This is a genomic window from Ruegeria sp. HKCCSA071 (assembly GCF_017872555.1).
GTDB lineage: Bacteria > Pseudomonadota > Alphaproteobacteria > Rhodobacterales > Rhodobacteraceae > Ruegeria.
Genome location: NZ_JAEDOX010000013.1, coordinates 38,263 through 59,230 on the forward strand (window position 1 = coordinate 38,263; position 20,968 = coordinate 59,230).

The 20,968-nt window shown below is 55.0% G+C and carries 16 protein-coding genes and 1 pseudogene; 3 read left to right on the forward strand and 14 right to left on the reverse strand.

The annotated features are described in order from the left end of the window. Nucleotides 1-40: 40 nt before the first annotated feature. The 14 genes from I9188_RS17565 to I9188_RS17630 all read right to left on the reverse strand — a co-directional run bounded on the left by I9188_RS17565 (nucleotide 41) and on the right by I9188_RS17630 (nucleotide 17,390). Nucleotides 41-1,309, reverse strand: a complete 1,269-nt coding sequence (locus tag I9188_RS17565; RefSeq protein ID WP_209507622.1) for an ABC transporter permease — start codon at nucleotides 1,307-1,309, stop codon at nucleotides 41-43. Next, the gene (locus I9188_RS17570; RefSeq protein WP_209507624.1) at nucleotides 1,306-2,226 is read right to left on the reverse strand and encodes an ABC transporter permease; all 921 of its coding nucleotides are present in this window, start codon (nucleotides 2,224-2,226) and stop codon (nucleotides 1,306-1,308) included. The genes I9188_RS17565 and I9188_RS17570 overlap by 4 nt, the downstream gene beginning before the upstream one ends. A 12-nt stretch (nucleotides 2,227-2,238) precedes the next feature. Continuing rightward, on the reverse strand, nucleotides 2,239-3,351 hold the full coding sequence (locus I9188_RS17575; RefSeq protein ID WP_209507627.1) for an ABC transporter ATP-binding protein: 1,113 nt from the start codon (nucleotides 3,349-3,351) through the stop codon (nucleotides 2,239-2,241). Between the two features lie 116 nt (nucleotides 3,352-3,467). Next, nucleotides 3,468-4,592, reverse strand: coding sequence for an extracellular solute-binding protein (locus tag I9188_RS17580; protein ID WP_209507630.1), 1,125 nt, complete (start codon nucleotides 4,590-4,592; stop codon nucleotides 3,468-3,470). 126 nt (nucleotides 4,593-4,718) lie between these two features. After that, complete coding sequence (locus tag I9188_RS17585; protein WP_209507632.1) at nucleotides 4,719-6,704, reverse strand: beta-galactosidase; 1,986 nt, start codon at nucleotides 6,702-6,704, stop codon at nucleotides 4,719-4,721. Further along, nucleotides 6,701-8,347 (reverse strand): amino acid ABC transporter permease, encoded by a 1,647-nt coding sequence (locus I9188_RS17590; protein WP_209507635.1) that lies wholly within the window; start codon nucleotides 8,345-8,347, stop codon nucleotides 6,701-6,703. The genes I9188_RS17585 and I9188_RS17590 overlap by 4 nt, the downstream gene beginning before the upstream one ends. 66 nt (nucleotides 8,348-8,413) lie before the next feature. Then, nucleotides 8,414-9,163, reverse strand: a complete 750-nt coding sequence (locus I9188_RS17595; RefSeq protein WP_209507637.1) for a basic amino acid ABC transporter substrate-binding protein — start codon at nucleotides 9,161-9,163, stop codon at nucleotides 8,414-8,416. A 22-nt stretch (nucleotides 9,164-9,185) separates the two neighbouring features. Beyond that, entirely contained in the window at nucleotides 9,186-10,232 is a 1,047-nt protein-coding gene (locus I9188_RS17600) for a LacI family DNA-binding transcriptional regulator (protein WP_209507639.1), read from the reverse strand. Then, nucleotides 10,232-10,981, reverse strand: a complete 750-nt coding sequence (locus I9188_RS17605) for a sugar phosphate isomerase/epimerase (protein WP_209507641.1) — start codon at nucleotides 10,979-10,981, stop codon at nucleotides 10,232-10,234. The genes I9188_RS17600 and I9188_RS17605 overlap by 1 nt, the downstream gene beginning before the upstream one ends. A gap of 81 nt (nucleotides 10,982-11,062) precedes the next feature. Then, nucleotides 11,063-12,145: a sn-glycerol-3-phosphate ABC transporter ATP-binding protein UgpC gene (ugpC, locus tag I9188_RS17610; RefSeq protein WP_209507643.1), complete on the reverse strand. Its 1,083-nt coding sequence runs from the start codon at nucleotides 12,143-12,145 to the stop codon at nucleotides 11,063-11,065. A gap of 3 nt (nucleotides 12,146-12,148) precedes the next feature. Next, the gene (locus I9188_RS17615; RefSeq protein ID WP_209507646.1) at nucleotides 12,149-13,804 is read right to left on the reverse strand and encodes an alpha-amylase family glycosyl hydrolase; all 1,656 of its coding nucleotides are present in this window, start codon (nucleotides 13,802-13,804) and stop codon (nucleotides 12,149-12,151) included. Nucleotides 13,805-13,813: 9 nt separating this feature from the next. Continuing rightward, the gene (locus I9188_RS17620; RefSeq protein WP_209507647.1) at nucleotides 13,814-14,962 is read right to left on the reverse strand and encodes a carbohydrate ABC transporter permease; all 1,149 of its coding nucleotides are present in this window, start codon (nucleotides 14,960-14,962) and stop codon (nucleotides 13,814-13,816) included. A 3-nt stretch (nucleotides 14,963-14,965) separates the two neighbouring features. Continuing rightward, a complete protein-coding gene (locus I9188_RS17625; protein ID WP_209507649.1) occupies nucleotides 14,966-15,973 on the reverse strand; it encodes a sugar ABC transporter permease in 1,008 nt (335 codons plus the stop codon). Between the two features lie 58 nt (nucleotides 15,974-16,031). Beyond that, the gene (locus I9188_RS17630) at nucleotides 16,032-17,390 is read right to left on the reverse strand and encodes an ABC transporter substrate-binding protein (protein WP_209507651.1); all 1,359 of its coding nucleotides are present in this window, start codon (nucleotides 17,388-17,390) and stop codon (nucleotides 16,032-16,034) included. Between the two features lie 214 nt (nucleotides 17,391-17,604). On the opposite strand from I9188_RS17630, the gene I9188_RS17635 reads away from it, so the two are divergent. The 3 genes and pseudogenes from I9188_RS17635 to I9188_RS20320 all read left to right on the forward strand — a co-directional run bounded on the left by I9188_RS17635 (nucleotide 17,605) and on the right by I9188_RS20320 (nucleotide 20,966). Further along, the gene (locus tag I9188_RS17635; protein ID WP_209507653.1) at nucleotides 17,605-18,642 is read left to right on the forward strand and encodes a substrate-binding domain-containing protein; all 1,038 of its coding nucleotides are present in this window, start codon (nucleotides 17,605-17,607) and stop codon (nucleotides 18,640-18,642) included. Continuing rightward, nucleotides 18,639-19,940 (forward strand): annotated as a pseudogene (locus I9188_RS20315) (GH1 family beta-glucosidase); the annotation flags it as partial. The gene I9188_RS17635 and the pseudogene I9188_RS20315, both read left to right, overlap by 4 nt. After that, nucleotides 19,917-20,966, forward strand: a complete 1,050-nt coding sequence (locus I9188_RS20320; RefSeq protein WP_245220712.1) for an ROK family protein — start codon at nucleotides 19,917-19,919, stop codon at nucleotides 20,964-20,966. The pseudogene I9188_RS20315 and the gene I9188_RS20320, both read left to right, overlap by 24 nt. Nucleotides 20,967-20,968: the final 2 nt, after the last annotated feature.

Below are 20,968 nucleotides of genomic sequence, written 5' to 3' on the forward strand. Positions count from 1 at the left end.
CTGTCCGGACAGTTGCGTTGGTTGCCGCTTAGCACACCGATTAGTCGCTTTTCAGGCTGTTGGGGTCAAACACCCCTCCGAAACCACTGTTGTTGGACGGCTCACTCTCGGTTTCAGAAGCACCTTCGTTGCTTTCATTCTCGCTTCCATCCAGCGAGTTCGGAGCGAAGACATTACCAAAACCGCTGTTGTTTGACGGCTTTGGCGCGGTTTGGGCATCACCCTGCCCGGCTTTTTCCGCCTCCTGCTGTTTGCGGCGTTCCTCACGCTGCTTGCGAAGTTCCTGAATGCGTTGTTCTGCTTCCAACTGTTTTTGCTCGCGAACATCGGCAATGCATTGCGCCGGACTGTAGGTCGCCGCTGTGCCAATAACGGTGATCGTAACAACCGCAAATGCGACCAACAACACAGCGGCTATGTTACCGGTAAAGAAACTGGGTAGCTTGATCTTGCCAGCCAGTTCCTCGACCGTTGCGTTCTTACGCGCCGCGGCCACCAGTTCCTGACGTTTCAGCTTGGCTTCGTTCAGCAGAGCGAAGAAAACCGTCAGCGCAACGATGATGAATGCCAGCGCCGAGATCGCAGGCGTGATGCCGTAGCGAACCTTCTGAGCCAGCTCAATCGTCAGCGTCGGGTATTCACCAAAGGTGAAAGTGGTGGTGTTGTAGTTCTCGAACGAGGCCAAGAATGCCAGCACCGCCGCCGAGGCAATCGCCGGGCGCATGAACGGCAGCAGGATTTTGCGAAAAGCCTGAGCGTGGCTGGCCCCAAGGTCCAGTGCCGCCTCGGTCAGGGCGACATCATAACGCTGCAACCGCGCCACCAGCACCAGCATACAGTAACTGGCGATGAAGGTGGATTGGCCGATCACCGTCAGGAAAATACCGTTCGACAGAAAGCTGTCTGCACCCAGCCCCAGCATCCGGTTGATCCGGTCCCAGAAGACCAGCGTCGAGATACCAAGAACCACACCGGGGATCAGGATAGGAGCGATGATGACTGTATAGTAGGTCGCGCGAAGCTTCGGCCAGATCTGGGTCAGCATCAGCGCGCCTGCCAAACCCATCGCCACGGACAGGATCACTGTACCAATTCCGATGATCAGCGAGTTCTTGATGCCGTTCAGGATACGCTGATCCTGAAACAGTTCGCCAAACCATTGGAATGTCAGACATTCCCATGGGCTCATCCGGGGGAACCCGGACGAGTTGAACGCGGTGATCGACATGATCACAAGCGGGCCCAGCAGATACAGGAAGAAGATCGCCAGATAGACCCAGATGCTTATACGGAGGAAGGAATTGTTCATTTCCCGATATCCCCCATGTTCACTTTGAACAGGCGCATCATGGCCAGCACGAACAGAATACAAGTGACCAGCAGAACGATTGCGTAGGCGGCGCCCTGTGGCCAGTCGTTGTTGTCATTGAATTGCTGATAGATCAGTTGGGTGAACCACAAACTGGACGGCCCGCCCAGAATTTGCGGCGCAGCCAACGCACCGGCGGACAACATGAAGACCATGGTACAGCCCGAGCTGATCCCCGGCTTGGCATAAGGAATGACCACACGCCAATGAATCCGCCACCAGGGCGCACCAAGGTCGCGTGCTGCTTCGATCTGGTTTTTGTCCAGACTTTCAATCACGTTATACATCGGGAAAATCATCAGCAGAATGTAGGCATATCCCAGGCCCGCATAGAGCGCGATGTCATTGCGAATGAAGTCGAACGGCGTATCCCAGATGCCCAGCCCCGTGAACAATGTGTTCAACACGCCTGTTTCCCCAAAAATGATGCGCAGCGCAAAGGCGCGCAGGATCTCGTTGATCCAGTAAGGGATGATCAGCATGATCGCGAAGATACGAATATGGCTGCCTTCGGCCTGACCCAGGTAATAGGCAATCGGATAGCAAATGATCAGGTTGAAAACCGTCACAAAAACCGCAGCCACGAGAGTTCGGAAAAACACCCTCAGATCAACAGTGTTGTAGTCCTGACTGCCGCCTTCGGGGCCATAGATCAGATACTTGTAGTTCTCCAGCGTATATACGTCTTTGGGGCCGCCGATCTCTGGCGGCGGCAGGTTCGGACGGAAAGAGAAGTCCAACATCGACAGCTGCGGAAGGATGATCAGGCCGATGGTCCAGAACATAACCAGACCCAGGATTGCCACTCCCATGCCGGTGCCGTTGCGATTGAAGAAGTCTTTCAGAAACTGGGGCATGAGTTACTCCCCTTATTCTGCAGCCAGTTCACCCGCAGGAACGATGACGGCGTTATCCGTCTTGTATTCCAACGTGATGTTCTGTCCGGTGTGGTCCTCGAAGGATTGTCCATGGTTCGGGATCGACACTTTGATCTCTTTTCCGCCTTCACCTTCGGTAAAGATGTTGAAGACGTTGCCTTCGAATTCTTCGTGGTTGACGCGCGCGGTAACAAAATGGTCACCCGAAGCCGCCTTGGGCGCAATGGCGAAGGCTTCGGGGCGAATGAACATCATCGCACTATCGCCTTCTTTCATCTTGCCTTGGTTGGCGGTCGATATCCGTGCAACCAGATCGCCCGAGCGGTTGGTCGAGATCAGCGCTTCGGTACCCATGACCTGCTTTATCTTGCCACGGAAAACGTTGTTTTCGCCGACAAATGAGGCTGCGAAAGCCGTGTTGGGATCGTTGTAGATGGTTTTGCCATCGGCAATCTGGTCAATCACACCTGCGCGCATGACAGCAATATTATCTGACATGGTCAGCGCCTCGCCCTGGTCGTGCGTGATGTAGATAAAAGTAATTCCCACACGCTGCTGTATCTCACGCAGTTCCGTTCGCATGTGCTGGCGCAATTTGAGGTCAAGTGCTGATAGAGGTTCATCAAGAAGCAATACGTGCGGCTCGGCGCAAAGGGCGCGAGCGATGGCCACTCGCTGACGCTGACCCCCAGATAATTCGCTGGGAAGTTTGTCGCCTTGCCCCGGCAGCGCGATCATGTCCAAAAGCTCATCAGCACGCTTGCGTCGTTCGGCGCTGCTGGCACCTTTGATTTCCATCGAGAACGTGATGTTCTCCCAGACCTTCATCAAGGGAAACAACGCTAGGTTTTGAAAGATCAGAGCAGTGGGGCGCTTGTTGGGCCCGATGCCCCGCATGTTCTTTCCGCCGATCAGAACATTGCCTTCGCTAGGCTCGAGAAAGCCGGAAACAGCCCTTAAGATCGTTGTTTTTCCGCAACCCGAGGGCCCGAGGAACGAAAAGAAATCGCCCCCGTTTATATTGACGTTTGCATCGCGCACGGCGACGAAGTCACCGAAACGGATCCACAGGTTTTCCAGATCGACTCCGACCCCTGCACTCATTTTTGGTATCTCCTTGAGGTGCGCGCTATCACCACACCACATAGCTTTCCGTTACGCCGGAGCGGCGCACAGATTGTTGCCCCTCGCAGGTCGCGAGGGGCATGGATTCAGATCGCTTATGCGCTCTTGAACTTGTTGACGAACTCGGTCCGCGTTTCAGCATACCACGGTGCTTCGGCCGGCCAGGGGTTGAGGTTGGCCAGCGAGTCGCCCGGATAGGCCTCGGCAAAGTTCTTCTTATAGGTGTCGCCTGAATACTGGTCAGCCCCCAGAACAGGAGAGTTGTACCCGTGGCTGTCGATGGCAACACCGGCAGGTTTGGCCTGATAGGCGAAGTCGATGAAGGCATAGATCTGGTCGATATTCGCCGCACCAGATGGAATCGACATCCCGTCAACCCATGCCATCGCCCCTTCGATGGGAGCCTGATAATGCACCGGTTCACCAGCCGATTTCAGTGCAAGTGGCGGGCCGTCCCAGGTCTGACCGACAACAACACCTTCATTCAGAAGACCGTTTTTCTGCGTGTCGGCATCGTTCCAGATCAGCTTGATGCGATCCTTACGTGCAATGCACCAGTCGGTGATCTGACCCCAGACCTTGCGCATGGTTTCTTCATCGCCATATGCGGCCCAGACCGAACCCGGTTCCATCTCGCCGGAACGCTCCATGTAGAGACCTGCACCCAGCATCATCGAATGCGCGCGGCCCATGGTCTTGCCTGCGTTTTCTTCTGACCAGACGTCGCCATAGGATGGCGCGTCCCCAGCCGGCAGCCACAAGTCGGTGCGGTATGCAATACCTTCGGTGCCCCAGATATGCGGCAACCAGTGGACCCCGGCGCCGCCAAAGTTCCAAGCATCCGTACCGATTTTAGCCATGGCTGGGTTCACCAGGTCGACCGGAACCTTGTTCATGTCAAAGGGTTGTAACAGCTCCAGCGGCTCCCATTGCAACGAGCGGTTGTTGGTCGGTGAGACGATGTCAAAGCCCTGACCTTTGGTCGCCTTCATCTTGTTGATGATTTCTTCGTTTGAGCCGATCCCGGTGTAGTTCACCTTGATGCCGGTAAGGGTCTCAAACTCTTCGATAAAGCTGGGCGGCAGGTAATCCGACCACATCAGGATGTTGATTTCACCGGACGACGCCAGAGCGCTCTTGCTGTAAAGAGGCGCGGCAAGTGCCGCGGCACCCGCTCCTTTCAAAACAGTGCGTCTGGAAAGTGATGACTTGGTAACCATTAGTGTTCTCCCGTTGTTGGACTCGATTTTTTTTGTTTTCTATTCATAGGACTTTCTGCGCCCATCCGTCAGTCCAAAAGTGACAGTTTTCGAAATTCTTATGTCCAGTTTCACGATTTGACACGTCTAAGCTGAATTATGAGGCGCCGCATTCTCCCGCCAAACGGTAACGTCCCTTGGATTGACCGGATCTGAACCAAGCAGAATTTGACGTGCACGACCAACAGGCAAAGGCTTTGAAACGTCACTGAAGTTGAACGCGTAATAGGTCGAGCCGCGTTGGGTTATGCGTATATCGGGGTCGCAAGGCGTTGCATTTATCCCAGCCCAGTTCAGTACCTCACCGACAATCGCCTGCAAAAGCTCATTTCGCGGAACCATTGCCAGATAGGTCGTGCGGTCAGAACGGATGACCGCTGGGCTGGCATCACAATAAGCGCTCTTGAAGCGGGCCAATACGTGCTCATTGGTCTCGATGATTTCACGCCAGCCTGTGAATTCAAATTGCTGTCCATCGTGAAGAACCACAGCCTCCTGCGCAAGTGAAGGGAGTGATTCGACGCGCGTGACACGGATACCTGTTAACTTTGCCAATTCGCCCGGAGCCAGATTGGACGGAGTGTTCATCCCGGATGTCTTGCTGCCGGAACGGGCACCAATCAGTATCTTGGCTCCCGAAGCGTCAAGCTTGTCTGCAAGGTCAGCCGTCACGATCATGCTTTGCGGTAGTACGATGAGGGCGTAGTCGCTCAGCTCATCTTCAGGGCCAACAAAATCAAGATCGACCCCAAAACCACGAATAGCAGTGTACCACTCGCGAAAAATCTGGGCATTGGGGAAATCCCTGTCATGCGGCAGGATATCCGCCGCCCAGATAGAGGTATAATCCAGCAGCATTGCAACCCGCGCTTTTGCCCGCCTCTCGGGTGGCAAAATGGCGCGGTCCTTTACGATCTCAGCCAATTCAATTGCGGCCTGATCCAGGCTACCATCTGACCGTAATATCGCTGTATGGTATTGTTCTTGAGCAGATTTTGCCTGTCGCCAGCGAAAAAACATCACGGCTTGCGCGCCATGTGCATAGGCCGCCCAGGTCCAAAGCCGAACCATCCCCTCTGCCGGAGACGGATTCTTATCGGCCCAATCTACCGGGCCCGGCTGCTGTTCCAGCACCCACATCCGACCGCGCCCCTGACTGCGATACAAATCACAATGAAATCCCTGATAATCCGGTGCGCCGGTGCGCAGATAACGGCGCTTTTCTTCATCCGAAAGGGAAGAGCCCAATAGGTTCCCCAGCGGGTAACTGTCGAACCCGACAATATCCAGATCAGCAGCCACGACGTGGTGATCGAACTCGAAACTGCCTGCCATAAAGTTATGGGTGATATCCCGGCCCGGCGCATATTTGCGCAGAACATCCACCTGCGTTTTGTTGAACAGCCGAACCCGCTCTGAAGAATAGCGCGCGAAATCCAGCGCGTGGGCTGGATTGGGCATGGCGACCAGCCCGTTGGGCAGTTCGATCTGACCAAACCGTGAGTAAAGCGACCCCCAGAAAACGGTTCCCCACGCGTCGTTCAATACGTCGATTGCACCATATCGTTCCTCCAACCAGTTCTGAAAACCAGTCCGCGCGGCATCGGAATAGCTGAGAACTGTATCGTGGTCGTTATACTCATTGTCGATCTGCCACGCTTGTACATACGAATTCTGACCATATCTGCGAGCGTATTCGGTTGCGATCCTTTGCGCCTCGGTCAGATAAACCTCACTGGAAAAACAATAATGCCTGCGCGAACCGAACCCTCTGACCCGACCATCCGGCCCTACAGGCAGGATTTCGGGGTACTCATCGATCAACCATTTTGGGGGGGCGGCTGTTGGGCTGGACATCATGACCCGCAGACCGGCTTGCCCCAAAATCTCAATCACCTCATCCAGCCAGCCCCAGTGGAACTGACCGCGCGCGGGTTCGATCAGGCCCCAGGTGAATTCAGCAATCCGCACCCAATCCAACCCCATATCTGCCATTCGGGCGGCATCGTCTCGCCATTGCAAAGGGTCCCACTGTTCGGGGTAGTAACAAACCCCAAGTTCCAGCGCGCTCATCGTGTGTCCTTTGCCATGCGTCGTTCGATCCACTTCAGGAAACTGGCGCAGCCGAGTGTGAGAACGACATACAGGATTGCTGCCGTGTTGAAGGGGGCAAAGGGCAAAAAGCTAGCCGCCTGAAATTCGCGCATCCTCTGGGTCATGTCGCGGACGGACAGGATAGACAGCAATGACGTGTCCTTGATCATCGCGATGAACTCGTTGCCAAGCGGTGGAGTTACAATCCGAAGGGCTTGCGGCAGAACAATAAGCCGCGCCGTATGCCATCGCGACAAACCCAGAGAGCTGCCCGCTTCCAATTGGCCTTTCGGTATCGCCTCGATCCCGGACCGGAAAATTTCGGCCATATAGGCGGAATAGCCAACCGAGATCGCGATGATCCCCCGTGTCATATTGGTCATATCGATTCCGCCGCCGGTAACATCCTTGACTGCGCCCGCCAGCGGCAAACCGATATAAAGAATGATTACCAGCATCGGAATGCCGCGTATCGTATCCACGAAAAATTCGGCCCCGACCGCCAGCGGGTGCAGTTTATGCTGAGCCCCGCCGATGGTCAGTGTCAGCAACAAAAACCCGAGCACGGCAAATGCCAGGGCCGGATTGCGGTACTTATCGGGTAGAAATCTTGTTTGCCACAGGACCGGATAACCTTGCGTATGCGCCTCCGCCGGAACAAAAGCGCCCGAGACGCTGTCGACCGTTTCGATCTGTTCAAGCGCGGCAGTGGCATCGGTTGCGCTGCGGATCCGATACTGCTGACCATCGGCCCCCTCGAACTCGCCAAACCGGATGACGTCAGCCTGCGCCTGCGGCGTGCCGCGCACAACCGCGATACGCCCCTCTGTGCTGCCCACCAGAACAAAGCTGACCTGCGGCTGCATAAAGGAAAATGCCGAGGCTGCCAGCATTGCCAAACTGATCGAACCATAGACGACCGTCGTACGTGCCTTTGGTTTGAACGATTGCAGCCCGACCCAGACCAAACCAAGAATGGCCGCGAAGATATAGGCAAAAATGGCCGCACGGAATGTAATGGCCACCCCGGTTGCGAACTGCCAATGAGCCATGAACATGAGATAAAACAGAACCGCGCCCGTGAGACACTCCAACCCCAACAAGACGCGCCTGCGCCAGGGCGGCTGCAAACGTGCCGAAATCAGGCATAGTGCGACGACAGCCGCGTAAACTGTGAGGAAAACTTGTAGTCCCGACTGAACCTTGGCGATCACGTCCGGAAACAGTACCCAGGTCTGACTGGATCGATCGATAAGGGGTGAGGTGTTTTCGCTGAGCGCATGAAAGAAGACCGACTCGGCAAATGGCATCAGAAGCTGCGGAGAAACAAAGCTGATGACCAAAAGCGCCGCAGCAGCCGGTAACGCAGCAAGCGCACTGAACCTCAACCAGCCGGGGGAGTTTTGTGAAAACCGCGCGTACCGGGCGCAAAGATATCCAAGGATCGCAACGGTCGAAATCAGCAGAAACCCTACAAAAATGGGCCCCGCGTCGATGCCGATCCCCAGAATTGCGACCAACGACCGCAAGTATTTTGAGGATGTAGCGAACAGGTAGATAATAAAGGGCGCTGCAGCGAGCAACACCAGGTTACTCGGGCGGATCGTGCTGAGGCGCGACATGGAAATTCTCCGCTAAAACAAGGCCCGGCGGTGCTGACCGCCGGACCAAAAAAGGGCGCTAATGGATCAGTTGGTGCCCCAGTATTTGGCCGTCAGCTCGTCCAGTGTTCCGTCCTCCTGTATGGCTTTCAGACCAGCGTTAATTGCATCCACTGTCGGATCACCTTCCTGAAACACGATGCCTAACGGGTCGGATTGCAGGCCTGTAATGCCAACAGTCAATTCGCCCGCAAATTCCTGTTCATAGGCCGCCGCCGAAGTGCCATCGATGATCACGCCCTGAACGTCCGCGTTCTGAAGCGCCAGAATGGCGGCCGAGAAGTTGTCGTAAAGGCTGACATTCTCGCGCCCGACAAGCTCTTCCGCCAATTGGGCGTTGGTCGTCGCGGTTTGCGCGGCCAGTTTCTGGCCACCGGCTTTGAAGTCCTCAAGTGTCATGTCAGCATTATCGACCTGCAACAGAATGGCTTGGCTGACAACGATGTAAGGCTCGGAAAAGTCCATGGTTTCTTCGCGTTCCGGTGTGATCGACACGCCCGAGATAACCAGATCGAACTCACCCTGCTGAAGGGCCGCAAAGATACCGTCCCAGGCGGTGTTTACGAAGTTGGGAACGCAATTGACCTTCGCGCAGATCGCATTCATCACATCGACATCAAAGCCCACGATCTCTCCGGTTGTTTCATCCACGGTTTCCATCGGTGGGTATGTCGCATCGGTTCCGATTTTCAGAACACGACCCTCTAGGTCGGCAGCAATAACCGCTGGAGCAATCAGTGTCGTGAGTGTGGCAGCGGCAAGTAGGTTCTTAATCATGTTCAGGTACTCCTTTGTTGGATCAGGTGGTCTGCGCCGCTTCCGGCGCCGGGGTGTCAGGTTGCCGCTCGATCAATGTGGCCCTGATCTTTTTCTGAATCTCGGACGGATCGACCCCGTCCAAAGCTTTCAACATGAACTCACCCAGCAGACGGCTAGTTTCAGCAATCGGCAAGTAATAAGTGCTGGGTGGCGGTACAAAATACTGGCTGAGCTTCAAGTCATCGTTCGAGATGACCACAACGTCCCTGCCAACCTGCACTCCGGCTTTATCGGCAGCTGACAGAGCCCCAAGGGTTATGGCCTCATTTGCACAGATGATGGCGCTCGGCGGTTTCGGCAACTGCATTAGCGTCGCAAATTTCTGCTGACCGGATTCCGCGGTGGTCGGGCCGGTGGATACCAGTGCCGGGTCCAACTCCACACCGCATTCTGACAGCGCATCAGCATACCCCCGGCGGCGTTGCTGTGCATAGATCAGGTCATCCGGCGGGTTTATCAAAGCGATGCGACGATGCCCCAGCGCAAGTAGTCGAGCCGTGGCATCATAGGCCGCTGCCTGACTGTCGAGATCCACAAAAGGATGCGGTTGGGGGCTGTCGCTCATGCCGTATGTGACAAAAGGAAAACCCTGCCCCTGCAGATACGCGACGCGTTCATCATGAACACGCGTGCCGGAAAAGATCACGCCATCAGCCTGCCCTTCTTGCACGACTGACTTCAATGTCTGCAGCGCAGCCTCGCCATCACATGTGCTAAATACGCTCAGCTGATAGCGTGATCCTATTAACGCATTGGATATCCCGGCCAGAATTCGCGTAAACTCTACACCTTCCCACTCTTCCGCCGCATCATTTGAAACACTGACCATGACCGCAATTCTATAGGACTTATTAGTGCGCAGCTTTAGGCCATCCAGATTCACCCGGTATCCCAGCTCCGATGCAACTTTCTGAATCTCTTCCCGGGTTTCCCGCTTCACCGATACGGAATCCCGCAAGGCATTCGAGACTGTGCCAACGGAATACCCGGTACTTCTGGCAATCGATTTGATCGTCGCCCGCGCCATCACTCAAACCCTGCCAATTGTTCCGTCAAAAACGACCGACCCGTTTGCAGCGTGCGTACGTGATCTGCGGTTTCGTCATGTTCAACAAAAAGATCCATGCAGTTGGTCGAGGCAAGCGCGTGCAGGGTTGCGTTCCAGTCAACCGCACCTTCGCCCAAATCGCGCCAGCGCGCGTCACCTGTTCCGCCTGCTGGGTCGATATCCTTTGCATGTACGGACAGGATTCGATTGGCGTGGCGGCGGATCGCGTCCGCCGGATCCAGGCCAGCCGCAACCAGCCAACCGATATCTGGCTGCCAAAAGACATCTCCGCCGGAAAGGATCAGGTCAAGAGGTGTGTCGCCAACCTCGCCGATAAGATCAAAATCATGATTGTGATACGCCAGGCTGACACCATGATCCATCAGCTGGTTTGCCCATTTGGACAACTGGCCCGACACCACCCTCCATCCCTCGGCAGTGTCGGGCCGCACCTGGGGCGCCAGCCAAGGCATGACAGCCACCCGGCATTCCATTAGGTTTAATACTTCGACGATATCCGAAAATCGCTCTTCGAACTCTTCCCAATCAAAATGTGCAGACCGAACACTAAGGCCTGACCCGAAAATAATGCCAGCCATCTGAGCGGGGGTGCGGCCGTGCAGGCCAGTGGTTTCGACATCTGAAAAACCGCAGGCCGCAACCAATTGCAGTTGATCTGCAAGATCACCGCATTGCCGCACTGTGTAGAGTTGGGCAGAAACTCGCATCCCCCCACCATTGAAACGTTTCAATTAAGGTGGATTATGAGTTATATCCTTGTCAAGCGCCGTATAGATGCGACCTAGCTGTTACTTTCGCATGGAAACACCGTTGTGAAAAAGATGCACTTTTTCCGGGACCGCCCCTACGGATACCACCTGCCCACGCAGATTTCTTTGTACGCCAGGTAATTTGGCAATCGCAGCTTCGGAGTCTTGAGTCTTTTCAAAATATAGAAGCGTGACCTCTCCCAGTGCTTCAGTGAAATCCACTTTTCCTGTCAGGACTGCGGCTTCGCTCGTGATGAAAAAATCCTCGGGGCGAACCCCGATTGCGACCTGTCTTCCGAGATCGCTGTCTTCAGTAGGAATCGCTGACACAGCAATTCCACCTGACGCAAGCTCAACAGTTGTCATTTCTCCAGTCTTTGTGATTTTACCTGGCAAAAGGTTCATGGAAGGTGAGCCTATGAATTGGGCGACAAATTCGTTGTCAGGTGTCTCATAGAGATCAAGCGGTGTTCCTACCTGCGCGATGCCTTTGTTGGCCAACACAACAATTCGGCTCGCCAGCGTCATGGCTTCGACTTGATCATGGGTCACATAGATCATGGTGCTGTCAGGCATGGCCTCCTTCAGGCGCGCGATCTCGATCCGGGTCGCAACCCGCAGAGCCGCATCCAGGTTCGAGAGCGGTTCGTCGAACAAGTATACCTTGGGGTCGCGCACGATGGCCCGTCCGATAGCGACACGTTGACGTTGACCGCCTGACAGGGCCTTGGGCAAGCGATCCAGAAACGGCTCCAGCTGCAGTATGCGTGCAGCTCGTTTCACGGCAGCGTCGACGTCGGTCGCAGGCATTTTGGCAATTTTCAGCGCAAACGCCATATTTTCCCTTACTGTCATATGGGGGTACAAAGCGTAGCTTTGAAAGACCATCGCAATACCACGTTGCGCAGGCGGGACGTCGTTCATTACCTGCCCTTCAATTTCCAGGGTTCCGCCCGTGATATTCTCCAGACCAGCGATCATCCGCAACAATGTGGATTTTCCGCAGCCTGACGGACCAACAAATACGATCAGTTCGCCCTGTTCGATATCAAGATTGATGTCCTTAAGCACGTCGACTGGGCCATAGGACTTGGCGACCCCCGTGAGTTTGAGATCTGACATGCCTTACCCCTTGTTTCTGACCATCAGGCAAAATTGCGAAGCGCTAAGGGTGACGCTACCTATACCGCCAACTCCGCCCAGTTCTTGACCAATGAAACGCCAGTTGCCTTCCGGCAGTTTTAACTTGGTCGTGTCCGACCCCAGATTGAACGCACAATAGACCTTCTCCCGGGAATCCTCGCGCAGGAAGGACAAAACCGATCCAGTCTCGGTCAGGTCGCGCTGCAAACCTGATGCCAAAGCTGAATGGGTGTGACGCAATGCAATGGCGCGGCGATAGTGGTTCAGCATAGATTGCGGGTCTGCTTCCAACCGGTCAACTGCATGTTCGGCTTGCCGGGCGCTTACAGGTAACCAGGGTTCGGTTGTACTAAAGCCTGACTGTTCATCCTGAGCGGCCCAAACCATCGGCGTACGGCATCCATCGCGACCTTTGAATTCTGGCCAGAATTCGAGCCCATACGGGTCCTGCAGCTTTTCAAACGGCACGTCAGCTTCTTGCAGGCCCAGTTCCTCACCCTGATACAGGCATGCAGAGCCGCGCAGGCACATCATCAAAACCACATACTGACGCGCGGCTGCATCGTTCAGATTCCAGCGTGAAGCGTGGCGCTGCACATCATGGTTGGAAAATGCCCAACATGGCCATGCGTCACCTGCCTTCTCTTCCAGCTGGTCGAAAACGTGCTTGGTGTAAGTTGCTGTCAATGAACGATTTTCCAGGAACTCGAAGGCATAACACATGTGCATCCGCTTATCCCCGGATGTGTATTCGCCCATGATCTCGAGCCCACGCTGCGCATCTCCGACCTCGCCCAGACAAGCCCGGCCTTCATATTCGTCCGTCAAGGCCCGAAGTCTTTCGAGGAAGGCGATGTTCTCGGGCTGGCTTTTTGAAAACAGGTGGTCCTGATGGTTGTAGGGGTTCACGGCCGGTGCGATCGTGGCGTTGCGTTGATCCATCGCCAGCGCAGGATTGTCGCGCAGCGCCTTGTCGTGGAAATAGAAATTGATGGTATCCAGCCGAAAACCATCCACCCCCAGATCAAGCCAGAACCGCGCCACGTCCAGCAACGCATCCTGAACATCCGGGCAGTGGAAATTCAGATCCGGCTGCGATGTCAGGAAGTTGTGCAAATAATATTGCAGGCGTCGTGCATCCCATTGCCAGGCCGAGCCGCCGAAGATCGAAAGCCAGTTGTTCGGCGGCGTGCCATCCGGTTTGGGATCCGCCCAAACATACCAGTCGGATTTCGGGTTTTCCCGACTGCTGCGGCTTTCGATGAACCAAGGGTGCTGATCGGATGTATGCGACAGGACCAGATCAATCATGATCCTCAGACCCTTCGCATGGGCCTGATCCAAAAGCTCTTTGAAATCCGCCAGCGACCCGAACATGGGATCGACATCGCGGTAATCGCTGACATCGTAGCCAAAATCCTTCATCGGCGATTTGAAAAACGGCGAAATCCAGATTGCATCAACGCCCAGCGAGGCAATGTAATCCAGTCGCGCAGTGATGCCCTTCAGATCGCCGATCCCATCCCCGTTGCTGTCCTGAAAACTGCGTGGGTAGATCTGATAGATCACACCACCGCGCCACCAGTCCGAAGACAGTTTTGTTGCTTTGCATTGTTCAAGGTTGTTCTGCACGTTCATCAGACGCCTCTATTTGACAGATCCGGCCAGCAAGCCCCGGACCAGGTATTTTTGCATCGCGAAGAAAACGACCAGCGGCACGAAGATCGACACGAAGGCAGCCGTCGCGAGGATTTCCCAATTGCCACCGCGGGTGCCCAAAAGCTCGACGATGCGGTTCGTCATGACAGTGGTCTGTCCGGTGGCATCGATCAGGAAAACTTTGGCAACCAACAGGTCGTTCCATGTCCACAAGAACTGGAAGATCGCAAAAGACGCCAGAGCGGGAAAACTAAGTGGCAGGATCAGCTTAGTGAATATTTGGAACTCGGTGGCCCCATCAACGCGTGCGTTCTCGATCAGGTCGCGCGGAAGCCCAGCCATGTAGTTACGCAGCAAATAGATCGCCAGGGGCATTCCAAATCCTGTATGGGCAAGCCAGACCCCCAGGTACCCTTTGCCAATCCCGATGCTCAAGTGAAATTTCAGTAACGGGATCAAGGCAAGCTGAAGCGGCACGACCAAAAGACCAACGACCGCTGCGATCAGCAGCGCCCGGCCCGGAAAATCCATCCACGCCAGCGCGTAAGCCGCAAAGGCTGCGACCAATATAGGGATGATTGTCGCCGGTATCGTAACGGTTAGCGTATTGAAGAATGCCTTGGCCATGCTGTCTGTGCTGGTCTGGTCCAATAAAATTTTCCGGTAATTGTCCAAGGTGAACTCGGGTGGTAATTCGGCTGTCACGAAGATACGCGCACCGCGTTTGCCGGTAAATTCCTCAGAGTTTTCCATCCGGTAATTACCAGCTTCATCTACTGTGATTATGCCTCCTCTGCGCAGTTCGGCCGTTTCGCCCGGTTCAAAGACCCCCACATCACGCGAACTGATACCCCATCTGGAAATCGTTACTTGCTCATCTTCGCCGAACAACGCCCCCTGAATGACATACACTCCGTTTTCCAGCACCTGCGCCTCGGGCGCGGCACTGCGCAGCGTCAGGTTTTGTTCAGAGGGAAACAGAGACCGCCACCAGCCGCTGGACGAAATCTGATCTGCCGTCCGAAAGGACGAAATCAGCAAGCCAAGCGTCGGAATGACCCAAAGGATCACTAGGAAGATGACTGACAGATGCACCACCCCTCTGAGCGCGGGTTTGGTTCCGGCGATATCGCTCATGGCTTACTCCATCTCCTTGCGCGCGTTGCGCACGTTCCAGACGAGGATCGGCGTGACAAGCAACATGATCACCATGGCCGAGGCCGATCCGACGCCCCAGTCATTGGCGCGGAAAAGCTTGTCGTACATGTAGTTTGCCAGCACCTGCGTCTCCCACTGGCCGTTGGTCATGGCAAAGACGATGTCGAATACTTTGAGAACAGTGATCGTGATCGTCGTCCAAACGACAAGGATTGTGGTTTTGATCTGCGGCACCTTGATCCTGAAGAAAATCTGAAAGGGATTGGCCCCATCCAAAATGGCCGCCTCGATGGTTTCTTCGGGAATACCGCGCAAAGCCGCCGACAGGATGACCATGGCAAAACCAGTCTGTATCCAGATCAGGACAACCATCAGAAAGAAACTGTTCCAGAAGGGGATTGTTAACCACGTGTTGGGTTCGGTGCCGCCGAAGAAGATGTACAGCGCGTTCAGGATTCCTATCTGGTCCTGTTCAGTCGGCCGTGCGTCATAAACCAGTTTCCAGATCACCGATGCACCAACAAATGAAATGGCCATCGGCATGAAAATCAAGGACTTGGCAAAGTTGCCCCAGCGGATGCGGTCGGTCAGTTGCGCCACGAGAAGACCAAAAGCCGTTGACATTGCTGGCACAACGATCAGCCAGAACATGTTATTGCGCATGGCTTCCCAAAACTTCGGCTCAGCCGCCATTTGGGTATAGTTGTCCAAGCCAACCCAGCGATATCCGCTGCCAGGCACGCGTTCCGTAAGCGACAGGCGCAAGGTTTCAACCACCGGATACGCCAGATACAGCCCCAATGCAGCAAGCGCCGGGAACAGGAACAACCACGGGCGGATCAAGTTTGCGCGGTTGATGTTTTGGCCAGCGTTTGGCCCGCGCGGCGGGAACAGGACTTTGTCCAGAAACAGGTTTGAAAGGTAGAAATAGCCTACACAACCCGACACACCGATGGCGATCGTCAGCAGGCCTTGTAGTGCCGGTGTCATGGTGCGCTCATCCGTTTGGCAAGCGGGCGGTCACTGGACCGCCCCCCCTGTGCGTTGATCACTTTGCCGCGTCCCAAGAGGACTGGATTTCACTAGCCACGGTGGCAGCATCTTTAGCACCAGACGAATAGTCTACCATCCCGGTCCAAAAAGTGCCGGCACCGACCGCACCCGGCATCAGGTCAGACCCGTCAAAGCGAAATGTCGTTGCGTTGGTTAGAATCTCCCCCTGACCCCGTTGCGTGTCATTCGCGTAATTGTCAGGATTTGCACCCAAGTGAGGCGTCAGGAAACCGTCCTGCGACATCATGATCTCGTGCGCGAATGGCGTCTTGAGAAACTCCATAAAGGCTTCCACCGCAGGATTTGTGTTCGTAATTGTAAACAACGTCCCGGCCCCAAGCACTGGTGTACCTAAATCCTTTTCTGCATAGGCCGGGAAGTAAAAGAAATCAGCGTCAACACCCAGTTCCGTCCCTTCAGGGAAGTATGCTGGAATAAAAGACGCTTGGCGGTGCATCATACAGGCTGGCGGGCTGTCGAACAAACCCTTTGGGCTGTCGCGAAAATCAATAGCCGCGGTGTCGTCCGCGTTACCAACAACATAGTCGTCATTGCGGGTAAAGCTGCCATATTCCTCAATTGCAGCAATCACACGGGGATCGTCAAACTTCATCTCGTTCGACACCCATTGGTCATAGACTTCCGGAGGCTGGGTTCGCAGCATCAGGTCCTCAACCCAGTCCGTTGCTGGCCACCCGGTTGCTCCACCTGACGCCAATCCGACACACAAGGGTGTTTCACCATCAGCAACCATCTGATCCATCAGCGCCTTAAACTCTTCCATGGTCTGAGGCACTTCATACCCAAAGTCTTCAAAGTTTTCAGGAATGTACCAGACCAGGGACTTGACGTTCACGTTGAAGAAAAAGCCATAAAAATCGTCAGCCCCATCGGCGTTGGCAAAAGTACCCAAATCCACCCAGGACTGACCGGCTGCAAAGTTTTCCCTGATCCAGTCTGCCGAGCCTTCCGGAAGCGGTGTCAGATACCCTTGCTTCGCTAGGTTCGCCGCCAGTCCGGGCTGCGGAAAGACAGTCAGGTTTGGCGCTGATCCCGCAGCCGCGTCGATAAGGATTTGCTGTTCAAGCGAATCCGAACCAACATAGCTTGAACTGGCACCGGTCGCCGCGTCGAAATATGCGACAAGGTTCTCGAAAGACTTTCCTTCACCCGCCAGCCAGGGACCAAAAATGGTCAGGCTTTCACCGGATAGGTCATTGGCTTCGGCAAAAGCCTGAAACCCATCCCAGTCAAAGCCACCCACACCCACGGCGTGGATCAATTCACCCTGCGCCTGAACAGGCCCGGCCATCAGGGCGAACATCGCCGCACCTGCATAAAGCGAGTGTCTCATCAAAACCTCCTCCCACATTGTCGCACCAGAAAGACTCTCTTTCAAAGCGCTTTGGATAGTGGGTTTATCTTCGATGAAAGTTAAACTGTCAACATCCACCCTGTTTCATTAATTTTTTAGCATCCCAGCGCCAATCCACAATAGCAGTTGACGGGAAAGACGATTATCAACAAAACAAACTAGGTCACTATATTGAAGGCGCTTTGAAATCATAATGAACCTGAAACAGCTCTCAGAGATTCTCAGGCTTTCCCAGACAACGGTCAGCCGCGCACTCAACGGGTACCCCGAAGTCAGCGAAGACACGCGCGCGCGCGTCCAGGCAGCGGCGTACAAACATGGGTACCGCCCGAACAGTCGCGCCAAGGGATTGGCGACTGGTAGATCCATGGTGATCGGCCACGTCATCCCAAGCTCTTCGCAGCATGAAATGGTCAACCCTATCTTTGGGGACTTTGTAGCCGGAGCTGCCAATAAATACGCCAAACATGGCTATGATATTATGTTCACAAATGCAGACGATACATCGATCGAGAAAGCGTATCGTAGTCTCTTCCAACGCGGCGCAGTGGACGGGGTTGTCTTGCAGAGTCCGAAGGTCAATGAGCCCCGGATCGAAGTTCTGACCCGAATGGGTGTGCCGTTTATTGTTCATGGTCGCTCAACGGGTGTGAACGCTTCATATGATTGGATTGACGTTAACAATAAAAGCTCGTTCCTGCGCGCGACGCGTTTCCTGATCGACCTAGGCCATCACCGCATTGCTTTGATCAATGGGCTCGAAGACATGGATTTCGCGCAACGCCGTCGCGAAGGGTACCTTGAGGCATTGAAAAACGCCGAGCTGGCTGTCGATCCTGATCTGATGCGCAGCGCGGAAATGACCGAAGTTTATGGGCATCGTGAAACGCACGGGATGCTGCAACTTGACGATCCACCCACAGCCATCCTGACTTCTTCCATGATTTCTGCGATCGGGGTCAGGCGCGCGATGGACGAAGCTGGTTTGAAAATGGGCCGAGATATCTCGGTAATCGCTCATGACGATGATCTTTCCTATTTAAAAAACGGGCAAGACGTTCCGATCTTTACTGCGACTCGCTCTTCAGTTCGCTTGGCCGGAGAGATGGCAGCAGAAATGCTGATCGAGCGGATCACGTCCCCGGATGATCCTGCCAAAACTAGATTGTTGGAGGCAGAGTTGGTAGTGGGAGAATCAACCGGTCCCGCACCAAACAGGTCGCGATCATGAAACACTCGCGCGCGGATTTCCCTGAGGACTTCCTCTTTGGCGTCGCTACCTCTGCCTATCAGATCGAAGGGCACGCGCAAGGTGGGGCCGGTCAGACTCACTGGGATACTTTTGCAGCTTCACCAGGCAACGTGGTTCGAGGTGAAAATGGCGACATAGCCTGCGATCACCTGAACCGTTTCGAACAGGATTTCGATCTGGTTCGCGACGCCGGATTTGACTGTTATAGATTTTCAACAAGTTGGGCGCGGGTGCTACCAGAGGGACGTGGTCAGGTTAATCAGATTGGGCTGGACTACTATGACCGACTAGCTGACGCGTTGCTGGAACGCGGGATCCGGCCTTGTGTGACGCTCTATCATTGGGAATTGCCCTCTGCGCTTGCGGATATTGGTGGATGGAGCAACCGAGACATCGCAGGATGGTTTGCGGACTATACCGAAATTATTATGGGGCGGATCGGCGACAGGATGTTCAGTGCTGCGCCGATAAACGAACCCTGGTGTGTCAGCTGGCTAAGCCATTTTGAAGGTCACCATGCCCCCGGCCTACGGGATATCCGCGCCACCGCCCGAGCTATGCACCACGTCTTGTTGGCCCATGGAAAAGCTATTCAAGCCATGCGCAGTCTGGGCATGAGCAATCTGGGAGCAGTGTTCAACTTGGAATGGGCTGAGCCCGCCGATGGCAGCACCGAAGCGCAGCGCGCAGCGGACCTGTATGATGGCATCTACAACCGGTTCTTCCTTGGGGGAGTATTTAACCAATCTTATCCTGCAAATGTGCTGGAAGGGCTGGAGCAACACCTACCAGCAAGGTGGCAAAACGATTTTGATACGATTGGAACCCCCGTCGACTGGTGCGGATTGAACTACTACACGCGAAAGCTGGTCGCTCCTTCAACCTCTACCTGGCCAGCCCTGAAAGAAGTTACAGGGCCTTTGCCCAAAACTCAGATGGGGTGGGAAATCGAACCATCCGCCCTGACCAATTTCCTGATCCGAACAAGGAAAGACTATACGGGCGGGTTACCAATCTATATCACCGAAAACGGTATGGCGAGCGCGGAACGTCAGCGGGATGATGATCGCATCGATTATCTCGACCGACACCTGGCCGCCGTACGGGACGCTTTGGCACAAGATGTTCCGGTAAAAGGCTATTTTGTCTGGTCACTTCTGGACAATTACGAGTGGGCCTTCGGATATGAGAAAAGGTTTGGACTGGTGGACGTGGATTTTGAAACGCTTGTGAGAACACCAAAAGCGTCGTTCATGGCGCTCAAGTCTGCCCTTTCCGGGGGTCCGAACGTCTCTCAGCCGTTAGCGCAACCATCCGGTGCGGTGCATGAGCATTGGAATCTGGTTGCTGACATAGGGGGCACCAACACACGGCTGGGCGTGGTTACGAACGGCGAGCTGACAGACCTGCGCAAGCGCCCAACGGGGACACTGGAAGATCTGCTTGAAGCGTTTCACGCGCTTCGGGATGAAATCGGAACAAATCCGCAGGCAGTGGTGGCGGCGGGGGCGGGCCCTGTCCGAAACGGCACGATTCGGCTGACAAATGCCAATCTGGACCTGTCCGAGGCCGAATTGGCCGAGGCCACCGGTGCCAGTCATACGTTTGTAATTAATGATTTCACCGCTGCAGCCTGGTCGGTGGCAGAAGTAACCCAGAAAGATGTTGCCGTCTTGCAAGGTCACGCAACACCGCCCGCAGGCACGCGATTGGTGGTGGGTCCTGGCACCGGGCTTGGCGTGGGAGCGTTGCTTTTTTCCGAGGGCCACTATCATACAGTCTCTGGTGAAGGTGGGCATGTGGGTCTGTATCCGCGTCACCGAGACGAAGTTGACATCTTTGAAGCAGCCCGCGGGATTGCGCCCGAGTGTTTCTTTGGTGACAGCCTCGCGCTGGAAGCTGAAATGTTCCTCAGCGGTACGGGCTTGCCTATCCTCTATCAGGCGATCAGGCTGGCGGCAGGCCATGTTCAGACACCAACGCGCTCGGCGAAAGACATCCTTCGCGACGCCCGCGACCGTTCTGACCCCGTCGCGGTAAAGGCCGCTCGGATGTTCAACACCCATCTGGGAGCTTTGATGGGCGACATGGCTGTCACACTGATGCCTGCAGGCGGAGTGTTTCTTGTTGGCGGCGTCGCGGAAAAGAACCGCTGGTTGTTCGGTGATGAGTTCAGAGAGGCATTCAACGGCGGCGGCCGTTTCAGCGAACTGCGCCGCTCGTTGAACCTGTATGTGTCCGAGCAAGCAGAGTTCGGCATCATCGGGGCGAACAATTTCTGCAAGAACGCTTTGATGCGATAACA